The organism is Rhodococcus sp. BP-316, from assembly GCF_019836105.1.
GTDB lineage: Bacteria > Actinomycetota > Actinomycetes > Mycobacteriales > Mycobacteriaceae > Rhodococcoides.
Genome location: NZ_JABUEE010000004.1, coordinates 185,884 through 198,928 on the forward strand (window position 1 = coordinate 185,884; position 13,045 = coordinate 198,928).

The window sequence follows — 13,045 nt, forward strand, 5'->3', positions numbered from 1 at the left end:
AGGACGAGACGAGCCGCCGCCGGGCTCATCTGTGGACCGCCACGACCCTGTGGATCAGATGCGGGCGGAGGCGCGCACGGCAGCGACGACGGACTCGGCCACGCGCACGTGTGCGTCCCAACCCCAGTGAATACCATCGGGATTCGCGTTCCCGGACACGATGTTCTCCTCGACGGCCGCCTTGAGGTCGACGAGCGGGAGATCGTGTCCCACCGCCCACGCCGTAGTCGCGCGCACCGCTGGTTCGCGGCCGGTGTGCACTCGTCCGTAGGCGTCGCATCGATGCACCGACGGGAGCGTCGCGATGACGGGTATCTCCGGACGCACTGCCGCGAGGGCGGCGCGGATCTGCTCGAGGTAGTCGACACTCAGATGCGGCGGCAGGGCCACCGGACGGCCCAGGTGTGAGAGCCGCGGCTGCAGCCACCCGTAGGCGGCGCGCACACCGCGCCGCAGGATGGGCGGTCGGACGTAGCGGATCTGCTCCCGCAGGGCCGTCGGCAGAGGTGACGGCAACGAGTCCATCCCGCCGGTCGCGAGGACCACCGCCCCGGCACGCGGTATCGACGCCCACACACGGGGATCCTGGGTGAGTGCCCACCAGGCGTCGCGGCAGGTCCAGCCGATGCGGCCGACGAGCTCGACGTCCCAGCCCAGTTCGCGCGCGACGAGGGTGGGCCAGATGCGGGGATGGTCGGCCGGCAGTCCGCCCTCGGGACCGTAGTACGCGAGCGAGTCCGCGAGGACGAGCAGGACCGGGCGATCCGCGGCGGACATCAGAGAACGTCACCCGCCACGGCGGCCGTCGCGTTCCACACGTCCAGGCGCCAGGAGACGTCGTCCGTTCCGTGTCCGGCGACCTGCACCCAGCTGGCGTTGCCCAGTCCCCCGAGCACCGGCCACCGGTCGACCGGCAGATCGAGCAGTGCGGCCGTGAGCGCGGCGATGGTTCCACCGTGGGCGACCACGACGACGGGCGCCGTGGTCCACTCCGGGTCCTTCAGCAGCTCCTGGATCAGCGGCATAGAGCGCTCGGCGACGTCCACGCGCGACTCGCCGCCCGGCGGACGGAACGCGGCGTCGGCGCGCCACGATTCGCGGACGCCGGGTGAGACGTCGTCGACGTCGAGGTGCGTCAGCCCCTGCCAGTCACCGAGGTGCGTCTCGCGGAGCCGCTCGTCGAGCTCGACGGGAACACCCGTGGCCGTCGAGAGCGCGGTCGCCGTGTCGTGTGCCCGTCGCAGATCGGACGAGACGATGCGGTGTGGCTGCAGCAATGCCAACGCTCGAGCGGCGACCTCGGCCTGTGTGCGACCCAGCTCGGTCAGGTCGGTGTCGAGATGACCCTGCATGCGCGAGGCCGCGTTGTACTCGGTCTGACCGTGCCGGAGCAGCACCAACCGACGAACGGACGTCACTCGTCCGGTTCGGTGACGCGATCGACACCGTGGTCCAGGGCGTCGTCGACACCGTGATCGTCGGTGCCGTACTGCGTCGAGGTGTCCGTGGCTCCGAGACCCTCGATCTCGAGGACCGGGCAGTCCTTCCACAGACGCTCGAGGGCGTAGAAGTGACGCTCGTCGTTGTGGAGCACGTGGACGACCACGTCGACGTAGTCGAGCAGTGCCCATCGGCCCTCGCGGGTGCCCTCACGACGAACGGGCTGGCTGCCCGCCTCGCGGAGCTTCTCCTCGATGTTCTCGACGATGGCGTTGACCTGGCGCTCGTTGGGTGCCGACGCGATGACGAAGCAGTCGGTGATGACCAGCTGGTCGGAGACGTCGAGGGCCATGACGTCGGCGGCGAGCTTCTCGTCCGCCGCGAGTGCGGCGATGCTGGCGACCCTGATGGCCTCGGGTGTAGCGCTCACGTGGTGTTCTCTCCTGGTAGGGCTGATGCGGTGGTGGCGGAAGTGCCGGTGTGCTGGGGTGCGGGCTCGGAGACGGTCGCGATGCCGTCGTGACGCTCCTCCCCGGCGGGTCGGTACAGGTCCCGCTTCGAGATGTACTGGACGACGCCGTCCGGCACGAGGTACCAGACGGGACGGTTCTCGGCGGCACGCCGTCGACATTCCGTGGACGAGATGGCCAGAGCCGGGATCTCCACGAGGGTCAGGACGTCCTTCGGCAACCGATCGAGGTACTCGGCCAGATGGTCGGCACCCAGTTCGTACCCGGGGCGGGACACGCCGACGAAGCGGGCCAGCTCGAACAGTTCCTGCCAGTTCTGCCACCCGATGATGCTGCTGAGAGCATCGGCCCCGGTGATGAAGAACAACTGGTCACCGGGATGCTGGTCGGCGAGATCGCGAAGCGTGTCGACGGTGTACGTCGGCTTGGCACGGTCGAGGTCGACGCGGCTGACCGAGAAGCGAGGGTTCGACGCGGTGGCGACGACCGTCATGAGGTAGCGGTCCTCCGCCGGGCTCACCGTCCGGTCCTGCTTCTGCCAGGGCTGGCCGGTGGGAACGAAGACGACCTCGTCGAGCTGGAACCGGTCGGCGACCTCACTGGCGGCCACGAGGTGCCCATGGTGAATGGGGTCGAACGTGCCACCCATGACGCCGAGACGTCGCGGGCGTCGGCCCTCGGGCGGCGTCGTCGGTTCCTGCACGAGTGACGACTCTACGTGGACCTGCCCCGAACAGAGGATTCGGCCGAACCGAGAGACGTCAGGATCCCGTGGGCAGGAGCCGCGACACGACCTCGGCCAGTTGCGCCGCCGACCGGCACTCGTGCATCGAGATCACCCGCCGATAGACGTCGGCGGCCGAGTCGCCGGTCCCCCACTGCGCCTTCGGCTCGGGGTTGAGCCAGTGCGCGTGCCGGGCGACGGTGACCATTCGGGCGAGGGACTCGGTGCGCGGATCGCGGTAGTTGGTGCGGGCATCGCCCAGGATCAACAACGACGCCCGAGGACCGATGGCATCGAGGTGATGCGCGGTGAAGGTCTCGAAGGAGTGTCCGTAGTCGGAATGGCCGTCGTAGGTGATCAGCTCCGACTCCGCGATCATGCGCGACATCGACTCGGCGAGCGACGCGCGTCCGGCCGAGGCGTCGAAGAACCGGGTCACCTCGTCGGCGGTGTCGATGAACGCGAAGACACGCACTCGGGAGAACTGTTCGCGCAACGTGTGCACGAGCAGCAGGGTGAACTGGCTGAAGCCGGCAACCGATCCCGAGACGTCGCAGAAGATCACCAGTTCGGGCCGCGCGGTGCGGGGCTTGCGGTTGACCAGGTCGATGGGGACGCCGCCCGTGGACAAGGACTTGCGCAGGGTGCGCCGCAGGTCGATCGACCCCGCTCGCGACCGCCGTCGACGGGCCGCCAGTCGGCTCGCCAGGAGCCGCGCCAACGGAGCGACGTTCTTGCGGAGGGCCGCCAGTTCCGACTCGGACGCGCGGAGGAAGTCGACGTCCTCGGCCAGGCGCGGGACGCCGTAGGACGCCACCCGTTCCTTGCCCAGCACCTCGGCCGTGCGGCGACGGGTCTCCTTCTCGATCATCGACCGGAACTCCGCGATGCGGACCGCGGCCGTCCGACGGGCCAGTTCGGACTCGAACTCGCCGGTCGTGGGTGCACCGGGACCGCTGGAGCGGCCGATCAGTCCGTCGAGAATCTTCGCCAGCAGCGTCGACGGCTCCACCGTGCGCAGCGTCTGGTATTCCGAGAACGACTCGCCGCGGCTGGAGCTGTACTTGCCGTAGGTCTCGACGATGTCGCCCACCAGGCGCTCGACCTGCGCCATGGCCTCCGCCGAACCGTCCGCGAGCAGCTCCGCCAGCACGTGTTTCAGAGCGTCGAGATCGACGGTGCCGTCCTCGGCGAGAGGCGGGCCGACCGTGTTCTCCTCGTCGTCGGTCCGCGCACCGATCGCGGCCGGGAACCACAGATCGAAGAGCGCGTCGAACGCGGGTCGATGGCCGGGTCGGCGCACCAGCGCGCACGCGAGACCCTCCCGCACCACCTCCCGATCGAGGATGTCGAGAACGGCCAGCACCGCGCCCGCGTCGACCGTCTCCGACGGGCCGACGTCGATACCGCGGCGACGCAGCGCCTCCACGAACCCCACCAGGTGTGCGGGGATGCCGGAGATGTCCACCGTCCCGGTCACGGGTCAGCCGAGTCGGAGTTCGGCGACGGCGCGGTCCTGATCGGAGCGGTGCTTGAGAATGACGCCGAGCGTCGACCGCACGGCCGCGTCGCTCACCTCGTCCATGCCCAGAGCCAACAGGGTGCGGCCCCAGTCGATGGTCTCGGCGACCGACGGCAGCTTCTGCAACTGCATGTCCCGCAGCACCTGCACGATGCGCACCATCTGCTCGGCCATCGCCTCCGGCAGCTCCGGGACCCGGCTGGCCAGGATGCGCCGCTCCAGGTCGGCGTCCGGGAAGTCGAGATGCAGGAACAGGCAGCGACGCTTCAGCGCCTCCGACAACTCGCGTGTCGCGTTGGAGGTCAGCACCGTGAACGGCCGTCGGGTCGCCGAGATGGTGCCGAGCTCCGGCACGGTGATCGCGAAGTCGCTGAGCACCTCGAGGAGCAGGCCCTCGATCTCGATGTCCGCCTTGTCGGTCTCGTCGATCAGCAGCACGGTGGGATCCGATCGACGGATCGCCGTGAGCAGGGGCCGCGACAGCAGGAACTCCTCGGAGAACACGTCGTGGCGTGTCTCGTCCCACCCCGCGCCGGAACTCGACTGGATGCGCAGGATCTGCTTCGCGTGGTTCCACTCGTACAGTGCCCGCGCCTCGTCGACGCCCTCGTAGCACTGCAGGCGGACCAGTTCGGCTCCCGCGGCCTGCGAGACGGCGCGAGCCAGCTCCGTCTTGCCGACGCCTGCTGGGCCCTCGATGAGCAGCGGCTTGCCCAGACGATCGGCGAGGAACACCGCCGTGGCGGTCGCCTTGTCGGCGAGGTACCCCGTGGCGGCGAGGCGGGTCGCCACGTCGTCGACGTCGGAGAAGAACGGAACGATGTCGGAGTACGTCTGCGTCACGCCGGGCCCTTCGGATGGTTCGAGACAGTCGGTGATTCGAGTGTGGTGGAGCGGGTCAGGCCGGACGAATGTGCCCGTCGCCCTGCACGATCCACTTGGTCGAGGTGAGTTCCCGCAGCCCCATCGGGCCGCGGGCGTGGAGTTTCTGGGTGGAGATGCCGATCTCGGCTCCGAAGCCGAACTGCTCACCGTCGGTGAACGCGGTGGAGGCGTTGACCATGACGGCCGCTGCGTCCACCCGAGCCGAGAACGCCCGGGTGGCAGCGAGATCCGATGCCACGATCGCCTCGGTGTGTCCCGTGCCGTACCTGTCGATGTGCGCGACGGCGGCATCCAGGTCGTCGACGACGGCGAGGGCGATGTCGTCGGAGAGGTACTCGTCGGCCCAGTCGTTCTCGGTGGCCGGAACGAGACCGGGCAGATCGCCGTGGACACGTACGCCGTTGTCCGACAACGCCTGCACCAGACGCGGCACCGCCACGTCGGCCACGGCGGCGTCGATCAGCACCGTCTCCGCGGCGTTGCACACGCTCACTCGACGTGTCTTCGCGTTGAGCAGGATGCGCTCGGCCATGTCGAGGTCCGCGGACGCGTGCACGTAGACGTGGCAGTTGCCGACACCGGTCTCGATGGTGGGCACCGTCGCGTCGCGCACCACCGCCGAGATGAGGCCGGCCCCACCGCGCGGGATGACGACGTCGACGAGTCCGCGAGCCCGGATGAGGTGCGTGACCGTCGCGCGATCCTCGCTGGACAGGAGTTGGACGGCGTCGGCGGGAAGGTCCAGCGCCGACAGGGCCGCCCGCAGAACGCCCACCAGCGCGGCGTTCGATCGCGCGGCGGAGGACGACCCCCGCAGGAGGACGGCGTTGCCCGACTTCAGAGTGAGCCCGAACGCGTCGACCGTGACGTTGGGCCGGGCTTCGTAGATCATGCCGACGACGCCGAGCGGCACCGCGAGCTGCCGGATCTCGAGTCCGTTGGGCAGGGTCCGACCCTCGAGGAGCTCCCCCACGGGATCCGGCAGAGACGCCACCTGGCGCAGTCCGGCGGCGATGCCGTCGATGCGGTCGGGGGTCAGCCGCAGTCGGTCGAGCTGCGAGGGCGGAGTGCCGGACGCCTCGGCGAGTGCGAGGTCCTCGCTGTTGGCGGCGAGGATCGCGTCGGCGGAGGCCAGGACGGCGTCCGCCGCGGCGTGCAGCGCGTCGTCCTTGCGCGCGGTCGTCAGCAGAGCGAGCGCGCGCGCGGCGACCCGGGCGCGGGCAGCAGCGGCGTGCACGTCCGCTTCGAGAGCATCGGGGGTGGACACCTCGGCGCTGGTGGTGGCAGTCACGCCGTCCAGGGTAGGTCACGCTCCCACCAGCCCGTACGCCCGAGCGCACCCGGGACGATCCGGCCGACGGGAATGATCGCCCGGCCGAATTGTTCGTTCATCCTGAGCGCTGTCGTCGTGGACGGCGCGCGTGTCGGACGAGACGAGGAGATGACTGTGAGCCTGCTGTTCGAGCCCTTGACCCTGCGTGAGGTCACCTTCCCCAACCGGGTGTGGATGTCGCCGATGTGCCAGTACTCGGCGGACGCGGAGGGACCCTCGACGGGCGCGGTCACACCGTGGCACCGGACTCACCTCGTCTCGCGTGCCGTCGGCGGCGTCGGCCTGGTGATGACCGAGGCGGCGTCGGTGAGCCCAGAGGGCCGCATCACGCCGTGGGACCTCGGCATCTGGAACGACCAGCAGGCGAACGCGTTGGCCGAGGTGGTCACCGAGATCCGGCAGCACGGCAGTGTGCCCGCGATCCAGTTGGCCCACGCAGGTCGCAAGGCGTCCACCGACGCACCGTGGCGTGGCGGAAAGCCGCTGGCGGCGGACGACTCCCTCGCGTGGGAGACGGTCGGACCCAGCGCTGTCGAGTTCGGCCACTACCCGGCTCCGCGCGAGATGACGACCGCGGACATCGACAAGGTCGTCGACGACTTCCGCTCCGCCGCGGTACGCGCGCTGGCCGCCGGTTTCGACGTGGCCGAGGTGCACGCGGCGCACGGTTACCTGCTGCACCAGTTCCTGTCCCCGGCCAGCAACCACCGGACCGACGAGTACGGCGGCAGCTTCGAGGGTCGTATCCGCCTGACCCTGCGCGTGGTCGACGCGATCCGCGAGGTGTGGCCGGCCGACAAGCCCGTCTTCGTGCGCGTGTCCGCGACCGACTGGACCGGCGAGGAGCGCGGCGTCGACTCCGAGGCCTGGACGCCCGACCAGACCGTTCTGCTCACCCAGCAGCTCGAGGATCACGGTGTCGACCTCGTCGACGTCTCCACGGGTGGCAACGTCGCGAAGGCGTCCATCCCCGTCGAACCCGGCTACCAGGTGCCGTTCGCCCGGCGCATCCAGAGCGAGACGCGCATCCCCGCGGCCGCTGTCGGACTGATCACCGAGCCCAAGCAGGCCGAGGACATCATCGGGTCCGGCGAGGCCGTGGCCGTGTTCCTGGCGCGCGAACTGCTGCGCGACCCCTACTGGGCCCGTCGTGCGGCACGCGAGCTCGGCGCGGACATCACCCCGGCCACACCTCCGCAGTACGAGCGGGCGTTCTGAGTCAGCGCTCGCGCGAGAACGACCATGTGCGGAGTCAGCGCTCGCGCGAGAACGACCATATGACCGCGGCCACGAGCTCGAGGGCGAGTCGCGCGGGTACCGGGTTGGCCGGCTCGATCATCGCCTGGGCCATCGCTCCTTCGTAGGCGGCGACGACACCCCGACCGAGGGTGTCGTCGTCCACCGCCACCTCGCGCCCGTGGATCGCGAGACCGTGAACGATCATGGGACGCAGGGCGTCACGGAGCGCGGCCCGGTGCCCGGTCACCACGGCCGCCAGCCCCGGGTTCCGCGCCGCGTGGGCGCCGAACTCCGCCATGAGTACGTGCCACGACACGTCGCCGACCAGTCCGCTCAGCGCTGCCACGACGATCTCCTCGAAGGACCGCCCGTCGGACGCGTCGTACTCCAGGGCGTCGACCACTCCGCGTACCCGCGTGATCAGTCCCGACGCCTGTCGCGTCCACAGTTCGAGGAAGACCTCGTCCATCGACGAGAAGTTCGAGTAGAACGCTCCGCGAGTGAATCCCGCTCGCTCGCAGATCTGTTCCGGGGTCGATCGCCCGAAACCCCGTTCGACGAACACCTCGAGGGCGCCGTCCAGCACTCGCTCCCGAGTCTGCGCTCTGCTGCGAGTGGCGGTCCTGCCTGTTCTCGCGGTCACGTTGCCTGAAGTCGCCGCCATGATGCACTATCGTATCGAACGAGACGATACAGATGTGTATCGGTCACCCGAGAACTTGCCGACGGAAGGCCCGCCATGTCCCCCGAAGCCGCTGCGCCCGCATTCCGGCGCCCCACCACCTGGGTGCTGCCGGTCGTCGCGGTCTCCGTCGTCATGTCGCTGCTCGCGGCGCTGTACCTCGGCGGCATCCTCGACCCCAAGGAGAACCTCCGCCACTTCCCGGTGGCACTGGTGGTCAGCGACGAGGGCGACGTGCTGCCGAACGGTGAGCAGGCGAACCTGGGGCAGCAGATCGGCCAGGGCATCGCGGACGGCATCGACGCGGAGAAGATCGATCTGAAGCAGGTCGGTATCGCGGAGGCGCAGAACCTCCTCGCGAACGGCGACGTCTACGGCGCGATCGTCGTGCCGAGCGACTTCACCAAACGAGTGTCGATCCTGACGCAGGCCTCCGTCGTGGCGGGCGACATCGAGCGACCCATCGTGACGATCATGACCAATCCGCGTGCCGGCACACTCGGTTCCTCCCTCATGACCACCATCGGCGACACGGCGCTCGACTCCGCGAACGGCACTCTGGGAGAACGACTCACGACGCAAGTGACCGAGGCACTGCCCGCGGGCGCCACCCTCTCCGGGGCCGCGGCCCTCACACTGGCTGCGCCGGTCGACATCGTCGTCACTCCCTACGACCCACTTCCGGACGGCACGGGGCTCGGGCTGTCCGCCTTCTACTACGCCCTGCTGCTCGTGCTCGCCGGCTTCACCGGCGCGATGATCGCCAGCGCTCTCGTCGACAGCGCACTCGGCTTCGTGCCGCTCGAGTTCGGCCCCACCTTCCTGCAGCGTCGCCGATCCACCGACAGTCGCCTGCGCGTGCTCGCCGCGAAATGGCTCACGATGGTGGTGATCGGGTTCGTGGTGTCCGGTCTCTACGTCGCGATCGCCACCGCACTGGGCATGCCGATCCCGAATGCGCTGGGCCTGTGGCTCTTCGGAGTGCTGGCGATCTCGGCCGTCGGGATCACCGCGGTGTCGGTGCTGTCGATCTTCGGCACTCCGGGGCTGATCCTCAACCTCGTCGTCTTCGTGATCCTGGGACTGCCGTCCGCCGGCGCCACCATCCCGATCCAGGCGTCACCTGCGCTCTTCGGGTGGCTCGCGCAATTCGAACCGATGCATCAGGTGTATCTCGCCGTGCGCTCGATCCTGTACTTCGACTCACGCTGGAACTCGGGTCTCGCCCACGGACTCGGCATGACGCTGCTCGGGCTCGTCATCGGCCTGGTCCTCGGCGCTCTGGTGATCGCGATCTACGACCGCAAGGGATACGACCGGACGCCCGCGGTCACCGGGTCACCCGGCGACGAACCCGAGGGACTTGTCGACGACGTTGCGGAGCGGTCGGCCGGCGGCGAATAGTTCTGCGTTGTCGGCGAAGCCGGAGTAGAGCCGGTCGCGCCACCCCACGGTGTCACCGCTCATGTGTGCGGTCAGCAGCACGTGGTCGAGGGTCCACAGCACGTGCTCGGGTGGCAACGGCTCGGTGTCGAACACGTCGAGGGCAGCTCCCCCGACGTGGCCGCTGCGCAGAGCGTCGACCAGCGCGTCGGTGTCGAGCAGTTCGCCACGACCCACGTTGATCACGCGCACGCCGGGATCGGCCGCCGCGAGTACGTCGCGGCCGACCATGCCCCGTGTCGACGGTGTCAGCGGTGCGATGAGAACGAGGTAGTCGGCGCCGGGTACCACCGACGCGAGATCCGCACTGGCGTGGACGGTTCCGAAATCCGCATCACCCGTGCGAGCCGTCCGTCCGACCCCGGCGACATCCATACCGACGGCACGCAACATGCGCGCCGTGGCCCGGCCGATACTGCCCGTGCCGATCACCAGAGCTCGACTCCCCGCGATGTTCTCGGTCTCCCGGCGCAACCATCGCGCCTGCCGGCCGAGTTCGACGGTGCCGCGCACGTCCTTCGCCAGAGCGAGCACGGACGCGAGCACGAACTCGGCGATCGGCACGTCGAACACCCCGCGCGCGTTGGTCACCACGACGTCGGACGCCGCGAGGTCGTCGAACAACAGCTTGTCCACCCCTGCTGCGGCGACGTGCACCCATTCGAGTGCGGAGCAGCGCGACCACTGGTCCCGGAGCGCCGACGAGAAGAAGTCCCACAGCAGGACCGCCTGCGCGCCGTCGACCGCATCGCCGAACGTGTCGGCGGTGGCATGCCGCACCTCGAACGAGGTGTCGAGTTCCTGCACCCGGTCGGGAAGGAGTCCGTCGTGCAGGACTGTGATGATCGGCCTCGCTCCGCCGTTCGTGCGGGAGGGGCTCACGGTCGCTGCTCCGTCATCAGTCGAGCGTAGGCCCGGGAGAGGCGAGCGACCTCGAGCAGGTCCACGGACTCGTCGGGCTGATGGGCCTGCGCCTCGAGATCACCGGGACCCAGCACGATGGTGGGCACTCCGAGGTCACGGGCGACGAACCCCCCGTCGCAGGACGCCGTCCACACCGCGGTCGACGGGTCCGGCGCACCCGTGGATCGCAGCGCCGCCAGCGCCGACTCGACGAGCGGGCTCGACTCGTCGGTGAGGAATCCCGGCATCTCCATCTCGACGTACGCGTCGACGTCCAGATCCGTGACGAGGCCGGCCCGGCGGAGCAGGTCCGCGACGACGGCGTCCACGTCGTCGTCCGGCAGCAGGCGACGATCGATCTCCAGCCGGCAGCGGCCCGCGACGATCGACGGTCCGGTCCCACCGTCGATCCGGCCGACGTTCCACGACGCGGCGCCGAGCACCGGGTGCGGCACGGTGGCCAGTTCCGCGTGCAGCCCGTCGATCTCGCCCACGAGGCGGGCCGCCGCGACCACGGCACTGCGACCGTTCTCGGGCCGGCCGGCATGCGCGCTCCGACCGGTGACGGTGAGCACGATGTTCGCCGCTCCGCGGCACCCGACGATCACGGTGCCGGCCGTGGGTTCCGCCACGACGCATCCCGTGAAGGCCGGAGGCCGGCCGTCATCGACCCTGAAGGCCGGAGGCCGGCCGGTCTGGTCGGTACGGTCGGACACCCATGCCCGGATGCCCAGGCCCGTGTCCTCCTCGTCCACCACGCAGGCGAGTGTCACGGTGCGCGCCGGGACCACACCGCGCCGGGCCAGTGACCCCATCGCGGCGAGTACCGCGGCGAGACCACCTTTCATGTCGCAGGCGCCGCGTCCCACGATCCGACCGTCGTGCACCCGCGAGCGGAACGGGTCCCCGGTCCAGCCCTCCCCGGCGGGCACCACGTCCGAGTGTCCGAGGAACAGCAGGCCCGGGCCGGGCTCGCCGGGAAGGACCACCTCGACGTTCGGCCGCTCCGGCGACGCGTCGGTGACGACGGTCTGCAGACCGAGACTCTCTGCGATGCGGCAGATCTCGGCCACCACGGCGGACTCGTCGGGACCGGCGTCGATCAGCGCTCTCGTGATCCGCTCGACCGTCGCGACGTCGGTCGACGCGCGATCCTGCTGGAGGTCGGCCGCCGTCACAGTTCGGCTCGGGCCGCGTCCAGCGCACCCGCCAACCGCTGCACCCCGACGTCGATGCGCTCGGGCGTCGAGGACGCGAAGCACAGTCGCATCGCATCGCCGAAGAGGCCGTTCGCGGACAGCGCCGGACCCGGGATGAAGGCGACACCGTGCGCGAGTGCGATCTCGAACAGCCGCCGCGTGTCCACTGCGGCATCGTCACCCACCAGCGTGACCCACAGGAAGAAGCCGCCCTCGGGATCGGTGGTGCGCACCCTCCCACCGAGGTGCCGCTCCAGGCTCGTCTGCATCGCGATCTTGCGGGGCAGGTAGATGTCCGCGAGGGACGCCAGGTGCTCGGTGAGCAGTCCCTGTCGCAGGAACTCGGCCACGATCCGCTGGTTCGGCACGTTGGTGCACGTGTCCATCGCCTGCTTCGCGTTGATGATCAACCGGCGAGCGGCGGGGTCCGCGTCCACCCACCCGACGCGCAGACCGGGGGCGATGAGCTTCGAGAACGTGCGTACGGAGAACACGAGCGGGTCGTCGGGAGCGAGCGCTCGCAGGCTCGGAACCGGATCTCCCTGGAAGCGGAGGTGGCCGTAGGGGTCGTCGTCGAGCACCACGGCGCCCCACTCGCGGGCGAGTTCCAGGAGCGCCAGTCGGCGCGGCAGCGACATGGTCGTCCCGGACGGATTCTGGAACGTCGGGATGGTGTAGATCATCGTGGGCAGTCGGCCCGCGCGGGCGACCGACTCGGGAAGCGCCTCGACGATCAGCCCGTCGGAATCCATCGGCGCCTCGAGGATGTCGCCACCGTAGCTGAGCACGGTCGCGGTGCCGTTCGTGTACGTCGGGCTCTCGACGATCACCAGATCGCCGGGGTCGACGAACAGCGTGCACGCGAGATCGAGCCCCTGCATGCCACCCGACGTGATGACCAACCGATCGGGAGACGTCGGTTCACCGAAGGCGTCGCAGAAGGCCACCAGCTGCTCGATCAGAGCCGGATCACCCTCTGTCGCACCGTAGTCGAAGGCATCTGCGGTCAGGACCCGGCCCGCGATCTCTGCCATCGCCGCGTGCGGAACCGCCTCGGCGGCTGGCGATCCCATGGCGAAGCGCACGATGTCGTGCTTCTGCGCGGCGAGCAGCGAGGTCGACGAGTCGATCATCGACCCGACGAGGTGATCGGTGCGCAGCGCCCACGGAAGCGTGGTCGTCTCGTACGTCTGTGCGTGCATGTC

Annotated in this window: 13 protein-coding genes; 2 read left to right on the forward strand and 11 right to left on the reverse strand. The window is 69.7% G+C overall.

Annotation, left to right across the window (positions count from 1 at the left end; all coding sequences use genetic code 11):
* Positions 1-54 precede the first annotated feature (54 nt).
* Genes octT through HQ312_RS09445 form a run of 7 tightly spaced genes read right to left on the reverse strand, consistent with a single transcriptional unit; the run spans position 55 to position 6,332 of the window.
* Positions 55-777, reverse strand: a complete 723-nt coding sequence (gene octT / locus HQ312_RS09415) for a diglucosylglycerate octanoyltransferase (RefSeq protein ID WP_027505697.1) — start codon at positions 775-777, stop codon at positions 55-57.
* Entirely contained in the window at positions 777-1,418 is a 642-nt protein-coding gene (locus HQ312_RS09420) for a histidine phosphatase family protein (RefSeq protein ID WP_222630364.1), read from the reverse strand. Before HQ312_RS09420 ends, octT begins: the two co-directional genes overlap by 1 nt.
* Positions 1,415-1,870 (reverse strand): ribosome silencing factor, encoded by a 456-nt coding sequence (gene rsfS / locus HQ312_RS09425; protein ID WP_051613344.1) that lies wholly within the window; start codon positions 1,868-1,870, stop codon positions 1,415-1,417. The genes HQ312_RS09420 and rsfS overlap by 4 nt, the downstream gene beginning before the upstream one ends.
* The gene (gene nadD / locus HQ312_RS09430) at positions 1,867-2,613 is read right to left on the reverse strand and encodes a nicotinate-nucleotide adenylyltransferase (protein ID WP_268788579.1); all 747 of its coding nucleotides are present in this window, start codon (positions 2,611-2,613) and stop codon (positions 1,867-1,869) included. The genes rsfS and nadD overlap by 4 nt, the downstream gene beginning before the upstream one ends.
* Before the next feature lie 58 nt (positions 2,614-2,671).
* Positions 2,672-4,114: a VWA domain-containing protein gene (locus tag HQ312_RS09435; RefSeq protein ID WP_222638429.1), complete on the reverse strand. Its 1,443-nt coding sequence runs from the start codon at positions 4,112-4,114 to the stop codon at positions 2,672-2,674.
* A gap of 3 nt (positions 4,115-4,117) precedes the next feature.
* Positions 4,118-5,035 (reverse strand): MoxR family ATPase, encoded by a 918-nt coding sequence (locus HQ312_RS09440; RefSeq protein WP_222638596.1) that lies wholly within the window; start codon positions 5,033-5,035, stop codon positions 4,118-4,120.
* Between the two features lie 19 nt (positions 5,036-5,054).
* On the reverse strand, positions 5,055-6,332 hold the full coding sequence (locus HQ312_RS09445; RefSeq protein ID WP_222638430.1) for a glutamate-5-semialdehyde dehydrogenase: 1,278 nt from the start codon (positions 6,330-6,332) through the stop codon (positions 5,055-5,057).
* 156 nt (positions 6,333-6,488) lie between these two features.
* Between HQ312_RS09445 and HQ312_RS09450 the strand changes: the two genes are divergently transcribed.
* Complete coding sequence (locus HQ312_RS09450) at positions 6,489-7,592, forward strand: NADH:flavin oxidoreductase/NADH oxidase (protein ID WP_027505691.1); 1,104 nt, start codon at positions 6,489-6,491, stop codon at positions 7,590-7,592.
* A 34-nt stretch (positions 7,593-7,626) separates the two neighbouring features.
* Here the strand turns inward: HQ312_RS09450 and HQ312_RS09455 are convergent, their stop codons facing one another.
* On the reverse strand, positions 7,627-8,277 hold the full coding sequence (locus tag HQ312_RS09455; protein WP_222631545.1) for a TetR/AcrR family transcriptional regulator: 651 nt from the start codon (positions 8,275-8,277) through the stop codon (positions 7,627-7,629).
* 75 nt (positions 8,278-8,352) lie between these two features.
* Here HQ312_RS09455 and HQ312_RS09460 point away from each other — a divergent pair, with 75 nt between their 5' ends.
* Entirely contained in the window at positions 8,353-9,699 is a 1,347-nt protein-coding gene (locus tag HQ312_RS09460; protein ID WP_222638431.1) for a DUF3533 domain-containing protein, read from the forward strand.
* Here the strand turns inward: HQ312_RS09460 and HQ312_RS09465 are convergent.
* From HQ312_RS09465 to HQ312_RS09475, 3 genes are read right to left on the reverse strand one after another with little or no spacing between them, the layout of a single operon-like run.
* Positions 9,634-10,620, reverse strand: a complete 987-nt coding sequence (locus HQ312_RS09465; protein WP_222638432.1) for a D-2-hydroxyacid dehydrogenase — start codon at positions 10,618-10,620, stop codon at positions 9,634-9,636. The genes HQ312_RS09460 and HQ312_RS09465 overlap by 66 nt on opposite strands.
* Positions 10,617-11,819 carry a M20 family metallopeptidase gene (locus tag HQ312_RS09470; RefSeq protein WP_222638433.1) on the reverse strand — a complete coding sequence of 401 codons (1,203 nt, stop codon included), beginning with the start codon at positions 11,817-11,819 and terminating at the stop codon, positions 10,617-10,619. Before HQ312_RS09470 ends, HQ312_RS09465 begins: the two co-directional genes overlap by 4 nt.
* The gene (locus HQ312_RS09475; protein WP_027505687.1) at positions 11,816-13,042 is read right to left on the reverse strand and encodes a PLP-dependent aminotransferase family protein; all 1,227 of its coding nucleotides are present in this window, start codon (positions 13,040-13,042) and stop codon (positions 11,816-11,818) included. The genes HQ312_RS09470 and HQ312_RS09475 overlap by 4 nt, the downstream gene beginning before the upstream one ends.
* Between the last annotated feature and the right edge of the window lie 3 nt (positions 13,043-13,045).